Annotated in this window: 14 protein-coding genes; 7 read left to right on the top strand and 7 right to left on the bottom strand. The window is 72.8% G+C overall.

Annotated features, from left to right (window positions below; genetic code table 11):
* Nucleotides 1–32: 32 nt before the first annotated feature.
* Complete coding sequence (locus MQV74_RS26915) at nt 33–260, top strand: DUF3107 domain-containing protein (RefSeq protein WP_242722486.1); 228 nt, start codon at nt 33–35, stop codon at nt 258–260.
* Between the two features lie 247 nt (nt 261–507).
* A complete protein-coding gene (locus MQV74_RS26910; protein WP_242722484.1) occupies nt 508–777 on the top strand; it encodes a hypothetical protein in 270 nt (89 codons plus the stop codon).
* Nucleotides 778–843: 66 nt separating this feature from the next.
* Here the strand turns inward: MQV74_RS26910 and MQV74_RS26905 are convergent, their stop codons facing one another.
* On the bottom strand, nt 844–1,617 hold the full coding sequence (locus tag MQV74_RS26905) for a ferritin-like fold-containing protein (RefSeq protein WP_242722481.1): 774 nt from the start codon (nt 1,615–1,617) through the stop codon (nt 844–846).
* A 421-nt stretch (nt 1,618–2,038) separates the two neighbouring features.
* Between MQV74_RS26905 and MQV74_RS26900 the strand changes: the two genes are divergently transcribed.
* On the top strand, nt 2,039–3,595 hold the full coding sequence (locus MQV74_RS26900; RefSeq protein ID WP_374120794.1) for a DEAD/DEAH box helicase: 1,557 nt from the start codon (nt 2,039–2,041) through the stop codon (nt 3,593–3,595).
* Between the two features lie 99 nt (nt 3,596–3,694).
* A complete protein-coding gene (locus tag MQV74_RS26895) occupies nt 3,695–4,570 on the top strand; it encodes an alpha/beta fold hydrolase (RefSeq protein WP_242722478.1) in 876 nt (291 codons plus the stop codon).
* Nucleotides 4,571–4,580: 10 nt separating this feature from the next.
* Here the strand turns inward: MQV74_RS26895 and MQV74_RS26890 are convergent, their stop codons facing one another.
* Nucleotides 4,581–5,495 (bottom strand): NYN domain-containing protein, encoded by a 915-nt coding sequence (locus MQV74_RS26890; RefSeq protein ID WP_242722475.1) that lies wholly within the window; start codon nt 5,493–5,495, stop codon nt 4,581–4,583.
* 214 nt (nt 5,496–5,709) lie between these two features.
* Between MQV74_RS26890 and MQV74_RS26885 the strand changes: the two genes are divergently transcribed.
* On the top strand, nt 5,710–5,862 hold the full coding sequence (locus MQV74_RS26885; protein WP_138961645.1) for a hypothetical protein: 153 nt from the start codon (nt 5,710–5,712) through the stop codon (nt 5,860–5,862).
* A gap of 103 nt (nt 5,863–5,965) precedes the next feature.
* Here MQV74_RS26885 and MQV74_RS26880 read toward each other — a convergent pair whose 3' ends face one another.
* The 4 genes from MQV74_RS26880 to MQV74_RS26865 all read right to left on the bottom strand — a co-directional run bounded on the left by MQV74_RS26880 (nt 5,966) and on the right by MQV74_RS26865 (nt 9,280).
* On the bottom strand, nt 5,966–6,568 hold the full coding sequence (locus tag MQV74_RS26880) for a MarC family protein (RefSeq protein ID WP_172386485.1): 603 nt from the start codon (nt 6,566–6,568) through the stop codon (nt 5,966–5,968).
* Between the two features lie 111 nt (nt 6,569–6,679).
* Entirely contained in the window at nt 6,680–7,555 is an 876-nt protein-coding gene (locus tag MQV74_RS26875; protein WP_242722472.1) for a PHP domain-containing protein, read from the bottom strand.
* 205 nt (nt 7,556–7,760) lie between these two features.
* The gene (locus MQV74_RS26870) at nt 7,761–8,402 is read right to left on the bottom strand and encodes a DUF6758 family protein (protein ID WP_242722469.1); all 642 of its coding nucleotides are present in this window, start codon (nt 8,400–8,402) and stop codon (nt 7,761–7,763) included.
* Between the two features lie 287 nt (nt 8,403–8,689).
* Complete coding sequence (locus MQV74_RS26865; RefSeq protein ID WP_242722466.1) at nt 8,690–9,280, bottom strand: suppressor of fused domain protein; 591 nt, start codon at nt 9,278–9,280, stop codon at nt 8,690–8,692.
* A gap of 503 nt (nt 9,281–9,783) precedes the next feature.
* Between MQV74_RS26865 and MQV74_RS26860 the strand changes: the two genes are divergently transcribed.
* Both MQV74_RS26860 and MQV74_RS26855 read left to right on the top strand, forming a co-directional pair.
* Nucleotides 9,784–10,899, top strand: a complete 1,116-nt coding sequence (locus MQV74_RS26860; RefSeq protein WP_242722463.1) for a magnesium and cobalt transport protein CorA — start codon at nt 9,784–9,786, stop codon at nt 10,897–10,899.
* 40 nt (nt 10,900–10,939) lie between these two features.
* Nucleotides 10,940–11,455 carry a hypothetical protein gene (locus MQV74_RS26855; RefSeq protein ID WP_242722460.1) on the top strand — a complete coding sequence of 172 codons (516 nt, stop codon included), beginning with the start codon at nt 10,940–10,942 and terminating at the stop codon, nt 11,453–11,455.
* A 7-nt stretch (nt 11,456–11,462) separates the two neighbouring features.
* Here the strand turns inward: MQV74_RS26855 and MQV74_RS26850 are convergent, their stop codons facing one another.
* Nucleotides 11,463–12,224: a hypothetical protein gene (locus tag MQV74_RS26850; RefSeq protein WP_242722457.1), complete on the bottom strand. Its 762-nt coding sequence runs from the start codon at nt 12,222–12,224 to the stop codon at nt 11,463–11,465.
* Nucleotides 12,225–12,316 lie beyond the last annotated feature (92 nt).

Below are 12,316 nucleotides of genomic sequence, written 5' to 3'. Positions count from 1 at the left end.
GCGCACATCACTGACCGTCGGAGGGACAAAGCGTGGAGGTCAAGATCGGCGTGCAGCACGCGCCGCGCGAGATCGTTCTGGAGAGCGGTCAGAGCGCCGAGGAGGTCGAGAACGCGGTCTCCGAGGCCCTGACGGGCAAGGCCCCGCTGCTGAGCCTGACGGACGACCACGGCCGTAAGGTCCTGGTCCCCGCCGACCGCCTCGCGTACGTGGAGATCGGCGAGCCGGCCCAGCGCAAGGTGGGCTTCGGCACGCTGTAGCACGCGGACGGCGCGCGCCGCAGCGGCGCGCACGAGAGCGGCCCGGTGGTTCACCCACCGGGCCGCTCTCGTGTGTTCACCCGCTGTTCACCCGGTGTACGGGAGGCAGTGGCGAGCTCCGGACATGGATGGGATGGAGGGTTGCGTTCCGACGGCCGGGGGTAGGACCGGCTAGGACCGTTTTGCCCCCATGATCCGTCCGCGGTCGTCCGCGACCGCACCCGACCACGAGGGAGGCACCCCCATCGTGATCCTGGAAGCTCTCGGCTCCGCGCTGCTCGGCCTGGCCCTCGCCTGGGCGACGGCCCGCCGGCTCGGCCACCGCCTGCCGTCCCGCACGCTCGTCCTCGCGACCGGCGCGGGCGGGGCGCTCATGGGCGCGTTCATCGCGCACACGGCGCTCGGCCCCGGCCGCTCGGCCATGACACTGGCGGGTGCCGTGATCGTCGCGGCCGCGCTGCTGTCCCTGCTGCTCCGCCCTGACCGCCGCCTGCGCCGTCGCCAGCTCACGGCGTAGGCCGCCGCGCGCGGCCCGGACGCGGGTCCGGGCCGCTCGGCTCCGGGCCGGGGCCCGGGCCAGGACTCAGGCCGCCAGGCCCAGCGCGGCCATCCGCTTGGTGTGCGCCTCGGTGATCCGCGAGAACATCCGCCCGACCTCGGCGAGGTCGAAGCCGTCCGCGACGCCCCCGACCAGCATGGTCGAGAGCGCGTCCCGGTCGGCCACCACGCGCTGCGACTGCGAGAGCGCCTCGCCCATCAGCCGCCGCGCCCACAGCGCGAGCCGCCCGCCGACGCGCGGGTCCGCGTCGATCGCGGCGCGCACCTTCTCCACGGCGAAGCTCGCGTGCCCGGTGTCGTCGAGGACGCCCAGGACGAGCCCGCGCGTGTCGACGTCGAGCCGGGCCGCGACCTCGCGGTAGAAGTCACTGGCGATGGAGTCGCCGACGTACGCCTTGACCAGGCCCTCCAGCCAGTCGGACGGCGCCGTCTGCCGGTGGAAGCCGTCGAGCGCGGCGACGAAGGGCTCCATGGCCCCGGTCGGCTCCTCGCCGACCGCGGCGAGCCGGTCCCGCAACTGCTCGAAGTGGTGGAACTCGGCGGACGCCATCTTCGCCAGCTCCGCCTTGTCGGCCAGCGTCGGCGCCAGCTTGGCGTCCTCCGCGAGCCGCTCGAACGCCGCGAGCTCTCCGTAGGCGAGCGCGCCGAGCAGGTCCACGACCGCGGCGCGGTACTGGGGGTCGGCGGAAGCTTTCGCCCAGTCCTGGGCGGCCACCCCGGTGGGGGTTCCGGCGGCCCCGGCGTCGGCTGCGTCCTTCGCGGGCTGAGCTGCGTTGTCAGGCGTCTCCATGAAGCGCACAATAGCCCGCCCGTCCCGTGGCGTAAGGCCCTGGTCAGCCACTGTGACGACAACGACGTACCGCCGCCGAGGGGGCGCGCGCCGGGCCCGCGGGAGCGCCGGTGCGAGCCGGGTGACACAAATCGCCGGACACTCATGCGAGATTCCGGGGTACAGTGGTAATGCGCCCGCCGAATATTCGACGGGCCGTATGAATGAGGATGCCCGGTCGGTGGCCCGATCGGCTCCGACCAGACAGCCCTCCAGGGCGTACGCACAGTGCGTACGGCATGCGGAGGGACCCTCAGCGGTGTGAGCGCTCGAGCGTCGGCAGTGGTCCCGTGCCACCTGGCCCGCCCGGTTCGTTCCACAGGCGGCCGGTAGTCCCCGACACGGTCACGACCCCCAGCGTTCGCCTCGCGCCGCGTCTCACAGAAGAGGCATTGCCCTGACTACCACTTTCCGGGATCTCGGGATCCTCCCCGAGACAGCCGAGGCCCTTGAGGCCGTCGGCATCGTGAACCCCTTCCCCATCCAGGAGATGACGCTCCCCGTCGCGCTCTCCGGCACCGACGTCATCGGCCAGGCCAAGACCGGCACCGGCAAGACGCTCGGCTTCGGCCTTCCGATCCTCGAGCGCGTCGTCGTCCCCGCCGACGTCGAGGCGGGCCGCGGCACGCCCGACGACCTGACGCAGGCCCCGCAGGCGCTCGTCGTCGTCCCCACCCGCGAGCTGTGCACGCAGGTCACCAACGACCTCCTGACCGCCGGCAAGGCGCGCAACGTCCGCGTCCTCGCCATATACGGCGGCCGCGCCTACGAGCCGCAGGTCGAGGCCCTGAAGAAGGGCGTCGACGTGGTCGTCGGCACCCCCGGCCGCCTGCTCGACCTCGCGGGGCAGCGCAAGCTGAACCTGAAGCACGTCAAGTGCCTCGTCCTCGACGAGGCCGACGAGATGCTCGACCTGGGCTTCCTGCCCGACGTCGAGAAGATCATCAACCTGCTGCCGGTGAAGCGCCAGACGATGCTCTTCTCCGCGACCATGCCGGGCGCCGTCATCGGCCTCGCCCGCCGCTACATGTCGCAGCCCACGCACATCCGCGCCACCGCGCCGGACGACCAGGGCGCGACCGTGGCGAACATCGCGCAGCACGTGTACCGCGCGCACTCCATGGACAAGCCCGAGATGGTGTCCCGCATCCTCCAGGCCGACGGCCGTGGCCTCGCCATGATCTTCTGCCGGACGAAGCGCACGGCCGCGGACATCGCCGAGCAGCTGGAGCGGCGCGGCTTCGCCTCCGGCGCGGTCCACGGCGACCTCGGCCAGGGCGCCCGCGAGCAGGCCCTGCGCGCCTTCCGCAACGGCAAGGTCGACGTGCTCGTGTGCACCGACGTCGCCGCCCGCGGCATCGACGTCGAGGGCGTCACGCACGTCATCAACTACCAGTCCCCCGAGGACGAGAAGACGTATCTGCACCGCATCGGCCGCACCGGCCGCGCGGGCGCCAAGGGCATCGCGATCACGCTGGTCGACTGGGACGACATCCCGCGCTGGCAGCTGATCAACAAGGCGCTGGAGCTGGACTTCAACGACCCGGTCGAGACGTACTCCAGCTCCCCGCACCTGTACGAGGAGCTCGACATCCCCGTCGGCACGAAGGGTGTCCTGCCGCGCGCCGAGCGCACCCGGGCGGGCCTCGACGCCGAGGAGATCGAGGACCTCGGCGAGTCGTCCGCCCGCGGGGGCGCCAAGGGCCGGTCCCGTGGCCGCTCCCGGACCACCGCCGCCGCGGAGGAGCCCGCCGAGCGCCAGGAGCGTACGCCGCGCCGGCGCCGCCGCACCCGCGCGGGCGCCCCGGTGTCCGCCGCGGAGGCCGCCGCTGCCGCCGAGGCTCCGGCCGCCGCCGAGGCCCCTGCCGCGGAGTCGGAGTCGGCTCCGCGCACGCCCCGCCGACGCCGCCGCACCCGCGCGGGCAAGGCCTCCGACGCCGCGGAGTAGCCGCCCGTCACCCCTGGGAAAGCCCGCCGCACCCGCGGCGGGCTTTCTGTCTTCCTCCCCACGGCGCCGAGCCGCCGGGCACCCGTTAACGTACGTCGCATGAGTAGGCCCCCCACCTTCACCCCGCCCCCCGGCACCCGGGCCCGGGTGCTGGAGACCGGGCGCGGGGAGTTCGCCGTCCTGGATGCCGCGCCCGCCCGACCGACCGGCGAGGTCAAGGGGTCCGCGTTGCTCCTGCCCGGGTTCACCGGCAGCAAGGAGGACTTCATCGCGCTGCTCCGGCCGCTGGCCGACGCGGGCTACCGCGCCGTGGCCGTGGACGGACGCGGACAGTACGAGTCCGAAGGACCGGACGACGAATCCGCCTACTCCCTGAGCGAGTTGGCCCGCGACGCACTCGCCCAGGCCGCCGCGCTCGACGACCCGCCCGGCACTCCCCTGCACCTCGTCGGGCACTCCCTGGGCGGCCTGATCGCCCGCACGGCCGCGCTGGCCGCCCCCGCGGGCACCTTCGCCTCGCTCACGCTCATGTCATCGGGCCCCGGCCGCATCGCACCGTCCCAGCGCGCCCGCGCCACCCTGCTCACGGACGCCCTCGCGGCGCACTCGATGGCCACGGTGTGGGAGGCGATGCGGGCCATGGACCCGCCGGAGGACGCCGAGGTGAACGGCGGCGCGGACAGCGACGCCCTGCGCGCCCGCTGGCTGCGCAACAACCCGGCCCAGCTGATCGCCACCGGCAGACAGCTGTGCGTCGAGCCGGACCGCGTGACCGAGCTCGCCGCCCTGGCGCTGCCCGTGCACGTGCTGTCCGGGGAGCGGGACGACACCTGGCCGGTGCCGCTCCTGGACGACATGGCCGAGCGCCTCGGCGCGGACCGGACGGTCATCACGGGTGCCGACCACTCCCCCAACACCGACCGGCCCGGGGCGACGGCCACCGCGCTCGTCTCCTTCTGGGACCGGACCCGCTGAGTCCGGCGCCTCAGTAACACTTCTGGAGGTGCTCCCAGAAGCCGTCCCGCAGCACCCGCCGCAGGTCGGACTGGCCCCGCAGCGAGTAGTCGAGCAGCCGCTCCGCCTCGACGAGGAGCTCCTGGTCGACCGAGCCGGGCAGATAGGGGTGGCCGGGGAGCAGCCCCACGAGGGCTTCGCGGCCCCGCGCCGACAGCCACTTCGCGGAGATCTGCGCGCCGACGAAGCGCACGTCGTCCCGGGAGGGCCGGGAGGCCGCCATCGGGCCCTCGTACGGCAGGGCGGAGCGGCGGCTGATGTACGGCTTGAAGAAGTCGGCGTCGAAGGTGCGCTGGCTGTCGACCTCCCACAGCAGCGGCTCCGCCTGGTTGCGCCCGTCGGGGGCCTCGATGCCCCACAGGTGGACGCGGGCGCCGTAGCCCTGCGCGGCCTCGACGGCCGACACCAGGTCCTCGTCGCCGCCGATGAGCGCGGCGTCGCTGATGGCCCGGTGCCGGGCCAGGGACTCCAGGTCGCTGCGGATCAGCGAATCGACGCCTTTCTGCTGGTTGTTGGCGTTGAGGTTGCCGAGCCTGACCTTGACGTCGGGCAGTTCGGCGATGGACTGCTGCTCACTGGTGTGGATGCGCCGCCGGGCGCCGTCGTACCAGTACACGCGCAGCAGCCTGCTGTCGGCGAAGATCGTGCGCGCCTTGTCGATGAGCGCGTCGATGAGCCCCTCGGCGTCCAGGTCGAAGGCGCGCCGGTCCTCGGTGCCCACGGCGAGGCGTCCCGCGGCGGCGTACAGATATCCGGCGTCGACGAAGATCGCGTGGGTGGACGGAGTCTTCGCCACCTCGGCGAGCATGCGCTCAAGGAGCCCGTTGGCGCGCGCCAGCAGGGCGTTGACCTCGACGGTCTCGTGGGTGGTCTCGTCCGTGTCCATACGGAACACATTGTCGCGTCCGTCACACAGGGGGCACAACCAGTGTTTGTTGCGCAACGAACACAACCAGCCGCGAAACGGGGCGGCAACACGACGTTCATTAGCCTCTCAAAAAATTTCCTTAGCGTAGGGAATGTTTGAGGCGGGAAACTCGTTGGACCCGTATGTAACCGCAGTTCTCCTCAGGAGGATCACCAGACGAAGGGAGAAGCCCATGCGCTTCGAAATCATGCGACTCGACGACGTCGACGGCACCGCTGTGGACACCACCGTCGTGGACGCCGCCTCCGTCAATCGGATCGTGCAGCAGGCGGCCGCCATCGGCCAGCGCCTCTACATCCGCCCGGCCGACACCACGGCCTCGTAACGCCGCACGTCCCCACCCATCACGCTCCAGAGCCCTGTACGACACCGGATCACGCCGGTGACGTACAGGGCTCTGTTCGTGGGTGCGCGGTGCGCGCGGGGCGTCAGCCGCCCCGGATGATCTGGGTGACGCCGTTGACGATCTGCTGGACCGCGATCGCCGACAGCATCATGCCCGCGAGGCGCGTCACCAGGACGACGCCGCCGTCCTTGATGACCCGGATGATCAGCAGCGAGAAGCGCATCGCCAGGAACAGCACCACGTGGATGGCGAGGATCGCCGCCCACACCGAGACCTGCTCCATGCCGCTGGCGTGCTGGACGGCCAGGATCACCTGGACGATCGCGCCGGGCCCGGCGAGCAGCGGCATGCCCAGCGGGACGAGCGCGACGTTGACGTCCTTGGTCTGCTGGGGCTCGTCGGTCTTGCCGGTGAGCAGGTCGAGCGCGACGAGCAGCAGGAGCAGGCCGCCCGCGATCATCAGGGCCTGCGTCGACACGTGCAGATAGTCGAGGATCTGCTGGCCGATGACACCGAACAGAGCGATGACCCCGAAGGCCACACAGACGGCCTGGAAGGCCATCTTCTTCTGCACCTTGGCGGGGCGGCCCGCGGTCAGGGCAAGGAAGATCGGCGTGATCCCGGGGGGATCCATGATGACAAAAAGGGTGAGGAAGAGAGATCCGAAAACGGCGACGTCGAACACGGTGATGGCCTTGCAGAGAGTCGTACGAGGTGAGGGAGGTGGGGCGGTGGCCGCGCACGGCGCGGCGGGGCCGCGGCCCCGGACAGACGTGGCGGACGGCGGACGCGCCCGCTAGGCGGACAGGTCTCCGCCCGCGCCCGGCACCGGGAAGGCCCCGGTGGCGCGGCGCGTGATCTCGCCGTAGATCTCGGGGTCGGTGGTGTACTCACCGAGCGAGACGGTCTTGCGGCTGCCGTGGTAGTCACTGGAGCCGGTCACGAGCAGGCCGAGGTCGGCGGCGAGGCCGCGCAGGCGCGGACCCGCCTCGGGGGCGTACGCCAGCTGCTCGGGGTGGTCGACCTCGATGCCGTCGAGACCGGCTGCGGCCAGCTCGGCTATCGCGGACTCCGGGACGATCCTGCCGCGCTGGGCGGCGGCCGGGTGGGCGAGGACGGTGACGCCGCCCGCGGCCTTGACCAGGCGGATCGCCTCGAACGGGTCGAGCTCGGTCTTCTCCGCGTACGCGCGCCCGCCGTCGGCGAGCCACTCGGGCGTGAAGGCGTCCGAGACACTGGCGACGACGCCGAGCTCCACGAGGGCCTCGGCGACGTGCGGGCGGCCCACGGAGCCGTCGCCCGCGATCCGCTCGACCTGCTCCCAGGTCACGGGGACGCCGAGCTCCTGGAGCTTGCGGACCATGGTCCGCGCGCGCGGCACCCGGTCGTCGCGCACCAGCTCGCGCGCCCGCGCGAGCTCCGGCTCGTCCGGGTCGAAGAGGTACGCCAGCATGTGCAGGCCCACGCCGTCGAGGCGGCAGGACAGCTCGGCGCCGGTGACGAGGGTCAGGCCGGGCGGCAGCGCGGCGATGGCCTCGGCGTGGCCGCGCGTGCTGTCGTGATCGGTCAGGGCGACGACGTCGAGCCCCGCGGCGGCGGCGTTGCGCACCAGCTCGGCCGGGGTGTCCGTGCCGTCGGAAGCGGTGGAGTGGGTGTGCAGGTCGATGCGCACGTGCTGGCTCCACGCTTTTCGGGACGGACGGGGACGCTTAAGGGTAACGGTCCCGGCCGGGTGGCCCCCAGTCCCGCCCCTTCACCGAACCAGGGGCTGCCGCCCCTGGCACCCGGCCCCTGTCGGCGCTCCGCGCCTCGTCCTCGAACGCCGGACGGGCCGTTCCCGGAAGGGGCGGGACCGGGGCGCCCCCGCGAGGGCGCTCCTACGGCGTCAGCAGGCGCGGCGACAGCGCTCCGCAGGGCAGCAGTTCGACCTCCGCCCCCGCGTCCCGCAGGTCCGTGAGCACCAGCTCGTCGTACATCAGGAGCCCCGACTGCTCGGGCCACGCGACCGCCCACAGCCACAGGCCGCACGCCTCGCCCGCGAACACCGCGCGGTCCTCCGGCGTGCCCGTCACGTGCCACATGGGCGTCGGGCGCCCGGCGGCGAGGACCTTGGCGGCGGGCGGCTTGCCGACGTTCATGCCGGGGCCGGGGTCGGGGCCGTCGATGCCCGCGTAGCGCGCGCCGAGGCCGACGCCCAACTCCTCGGCGACCAGGATGAGTTCACCGCCACCACCGAGCGGGGCGGGCCCCGAACAGGCCACGGCGGTGGCCCGGCCGCCGCTGCGGTCGTCGCCCGCGCAGGCCACCCCGGTGAAGAGCCAGCCGACGGGCAGCGGCCAGGGCATCCACACCGGCACCTGCGCACGGTGCACCACGACGCTGAGCGCCTCGACGCTGGGCGGGATCACGGGCTGCAGCGGATGCACGGTGCCGTGCACGTCACACTGCCAGGAGTCGGCAAAGAGGCCGGGAGCCCTGACCCGGCCACCACACTTCGGGCAACTGGGTTCGCCCCTCATAGCGCCCCACGGTCCTCCCCGGTGGACGCCGCGTCAAGGACGATCACCCGTCCGGAGTGCGCCCGCACGGCGCGGGCGCCGGGAGGGGCCAGCGAGGGGCCCGGCCGCGCGGGACCGCGTACGTCTTCGGTCCGGGGTGACGTAGGCGTACGGCGGTGGGGGCAGGGGCGCCGATGGTCCAGGGCCGGGGAGACGTACGGCCCAGGAGAGCGAGTGCACCGGGCGCGGGCGCGTAGACGCACCCGCGCCCGGACGCACGGTCCGTTCAGTCCCGCCTCAGGCCGGCCTCAGTCCAGGGCGACGCCCGCGCGCAGCGGATCGCGCAGGTCCGTGCCCTTGCTCAGCCAGCGCTCCTGGAGGGCCTGCGCGCCGTGCACCCGCTTCCAGGCCGCCTCGTTCGGCGTCATCGGGAGCAGCGGCAGGAACCGTACGGGCTCCATCGGCTCGTCCAGCTCCAGATCCGCCACCAGGCCGCCGGGCTCGGCGACGAGGACCGAGGTGAAGGGCGCGCCCGGCCACAGCGGCTCGCCCACGTCCAGCGAGCTGCCGGGAGCCACCACGACGCCTTCGACCTGGGGTGAGGCGGCGAGCACGGCCAGCGGCCTGAGCACCTTGTCGGTGTCGGCGACGCCGCCCCGCACGGACAGGATCAGCTCCGCGCGCGGGCCCTTCACCGGGTCGGCGAGGACGGCCGTGGGGTCGGCCATCGGCTGGGCGGACATGCCGAGGGTGGCGTACCGCACGACCCCCGTGCTTTCGGCCGGAAAACGCAGCACCTCGACGCGGTCCGTACCGAGGAACGTCACCGCCGCGCGCGCGTCCGGTTCGCCCAGGCCGTCGCGCAACCGGGCCTCGACCAGAGCAAGAACATCAGCCATGCCGTGAGCATAGAACTCGTCAGTGATGGGTAAAGGTCGGGGTTTGGCGCACCGGTCGGCTGATACTGTTGGCTGCTGGCCCGGGCGGCACGCAGAAGCGTCGCTCTCAAGCCCGGACCTCAGGGCCCTCGGGCCCGAACTCGACGGACGGCGCCCGCGTGCGCCTGGGAACTCCCCTACGGGGGACCGGCCGGAGGAGGTGGGGCTGCAGTGGATCGAAGTCGACCGTGCAGTACCACTCGCTCTTCCGCCCGCTGACCTCCCGCAGCAACGACGCTGCGGCCGTGCGCCCGGCACTTCACGAACCCCTCGGCCCCGACCGGCCTGTGCCCCGCACGACGGAAGAGCACCGCGTTTCACCTGATCTGCATCAGTAGCGTTGCTGCCTCCGCGACGGTGCGGTGCTCCCCGCTTTGTGGACGTGCCTCCCAGCACAGCCGGACGTCCCCATTCCGGGCAGTTCCACCCGCCGCAGGCGGCCCTTTCGTCGAAGGAGCCTGCCCATGTCGATGATCCGTGACCTGCGTGCCGCGGTCCGTCCCTCCCTGCGCAAGGACAGCGGCGCCTACAGCTCGTACGACGCGACCCGCGACCCCCGCGTCGCGTCCGCCGTCGTCGACTGCGCCGTCTACCGCGACGGCCGCCGCGTGTCCTGCGACGAGACCCTCACCCCGCACGAGGCGATGCTCCAGGTCCGCCGCGACGGCGGCTTCGCCTGGATCGGCCTGCACGAGCCGACGGAGGCCGAATTCGCGGGCATCGCCGCCGAGTTCGGGCTGCACCCGCTGGCCGTCGAGGACGCCGTCCACGCCCACCAGCGGCCCAAGCTGGAGCGCTACGACGACACGCTGTTCACGGTCTTCAAGACCATCCACTACGTGGAGCACGCCGAGCTGACCGCCACCAGCGAGGTCGTCGAGACCGGCGAGGTCATGTGCTTCACCGGCCGGGACTTCTTCATCACCGTCCGGCACGGCGGCCACGGCTCGCTGCGCACGCTGCGCCGCCGCCTCCAGGACGAGCCCGAACTGCTCGCCAAGGGCCCGTCGGCGGTCCTGCACACCATCGCCGACCACGTCGTCGACGGCTATCTGGCGGTCGCCGACGCGATGCAGGTCGACATCGACGACGTCGAGAACGAGGTCTTCGCGGCCACCGGCAAGGGCGGCTCGCGCGGCGTCGACGCCGGGCGGATCTACCAGCTCAAGCGCGAGGTCCTGGAGTTCAAGCGGGCCGTGCAGCCGCTGCTGCGCCCGATGCAGCTGCTCAGCGAGCGCCCCATGCGGCTCGTCGACCCCGACATCCAGAAGTACTTCCGCGACGTCGCCGACCACCTCGCCCGCGTCCAGGAGCAGGTGCTCGGCTTCGACGAGCTGCTCAACTCGATCCTCCAGGCCAACCTCGCGCAGGCCGCCGTCGCGCAGAACGAGGACATGCGCAAGATCACGTCCTGGGCGGCCATCATCGCCGTCCCCACGGCCGTGTGCGGCGTCTACGGCATGAACTTCGACCACATGCCCGAACTCCACTGGCGCTACGGCTACCCGATGGTGCTCGGCCTGATCGCCGGTGTCTGCTACACGATCCACCGCACGCTGAAGCGCAACGGCTGGCTGTGAGCGGGGCCCCGGCCGCGGGCCCGCTGGCTAAGCTGCCGTCATGACCGCTGACACCCTGTTCGGGCGCGCCCTGATCGAAGAGGCCACCAAGAAGTCCGGCCTGATCTGGGTGCGCGGCGCGGGTCCCGCCCGCGCCCTGTGGCACGTCTGGCTCGACGGCGCGGCGCACCTCGTGGGCGACGGCCCCGGCGAGCAGCCCCTGCCGCACCTCGCCGACGGCGCCGCCGCCGAGGTGACCGTGCGCAGCAAGGACAAGGGCGGCCGCCTCCTGTCCTGGACGGCCACGGTCACGGAGCTCGCGCCGCGCACCGAGGAGTGGGAGGCGGCGGTCGCCGAGCTGAAGGGCAAGCGCCTGAACGCCCCCGACGGCGAGCGGGTCGTCGAGCGCTGGGCGGCCGAGTGCCGCGTGCTGCGCCTCACGCCGCGCGAGGCGGACCTGGAGCCGCCCGGCGGCTCGCTGGCGGCCCCGCCCCTGCCGACGCCCGCGACGACCCGCGCGCCCATGCCGGAGGGGCTGCCGAAGCTGCTCCTGGGCCGACGGAGGAAGCGCCGCTGAGCGGCGGCTACGACGTGGGCAGCTGCTTGCCGTAGTCCACCGTCTCGTTCAGGCCCGGCTCCTTCAGCGGCACGGCCTGGTTCCACTCGCTGAGCCGCAGCGTGCCCGCGCCGCCCGCGCGCCGCAGGGTCAGCGGGTACGGCTTGCCGTCGAGGGACACCTCCAGGCTGCCGCCCGCGCCCTCGTCACCGCTGATCCTGATGTAGCGCTTGGTGCCGGAGCCGCCGCGCTCCCCCTTGGCCAGCGTGCCGTGCAGCGCGAGGGTGCCGTCGAGCAGCACGTCCTTGTCGGTGAACCCGCTGAGCCTGCGGTAGGCCGGGTCGCCCTGGGGCACCTTCACGTACTTGCCGTCGAGCTTGGCCGCCGCCGAGCTGTCCGCGCCCGAGGAGCCGCCGCCCTCGCCCTGGTGCGCCCAGAAGGCCGAGTCCGCCTTCAGGAAGAGGTTCTCGCCGACGCGAAGCAGCTCGAACGTCTGGCCCTTGGACGTCACCGTGCCCGTCCCGCCGTTGGCCGTGAGCCGCATGTCGAGCTTGTACGTGTGCCCCTTGGTGACCACGCTGCCGGACAGACGCACGGCGGGTGCCGCCTCGGCGGCCTGCCGGGCCTTGCTCTGGATCCTGGCCGCGGAGAGCTTGCCGACGCCGTTCGTGCCCTGGTCCGGGTCCTGTCCGCCACCGCCGCACGCCGTCAGCCCCGCACCGCCCACCACGAGCCCCGCACACACCGCGCCAAGGAGCGCGGACCTTCGGAATCGGGGAGCCGGTCGCATCGCAGTCACAGGTGGGGCTGCCTCTCGTGCGGACGTCGTCTACGGCCACGGCCGTACGCCTGGACGGCCTGGCGTACCGCAGCGTACCGGTG

The sequence above is a fragment of the Streptomyces sp. AN091965 genome (assembly GCF_022698285.1).
Lineage (GTDB): Bacteria > Actinomycetota > Actinomycetes > Streptomycetales > Streptomycetaceae > Streptomyces.
The sequence above is the reverse complement of the archived record's forward strand: the minus strand, read 5'-3'. Positions and strand labels throughout refer to the sequence as shown.

Bases quoted from the DNA above. Each gene is read 5' to 3' on its own strand.
- MQV74_RS26850 (WP_242722457.1), bottom strand. From the start codon at position 12,224: ATGCGACCGGCTCCCCGATTCCGAAGGTCCGCGCTCCTTGGCGCGGTG.
- MQV74_RS26860 (WP_242722463.1), top strand. From the start codon at position 9,784: ATGTCGATGATCCGTGACCTGCGTGCCGCGGTCCGTCCCTCCCTGCGC.
- MQV74_RS26855 (WP_242722460.1), top strand. From the start codon at position 10,940: ATGACCGCTGACACCCTGTTCGGGCGCGCCCTGATCGAAGAGGCCACC.
- MQV74_RS26865 (WP_242722466.1), bottom strand. From the start codon at position 9,280: ATGGCTGATGTTCTTGCTCTGGTCGAGGCCCGGTTGCGCGACGGCCTG.
- MQV74_RS26885 (WP_138961645.1), top strand. From the start codon at position 5,710: ATGCGCTTCGAAATCATGCGACTCGACGACGTCGACGGCACCGCTGTG.
- MQV74_RS26870 (WP_242722469.1), bottom strand. From the start codon at position 8,402: ATGAGGGGCGAACCCAGTTGCCCGAAGTGTGGTGGCCGGGTCAGGGCT.
- MQV74_RS26890 (WP_242722475.1), bottom strand. From the start codon at position 5,495: ATGGACACGGACGAGACCACCCACGAGACCGTCGAGGTCAACGCCCTG.
- MQV74_RS26895 (WP_242722478.1), top strand. From the start codon at position 3,695: ATGAGTAGGCCCCCCACCTTCACCCCGCCCCCCGGCACCCGGGCCCGG.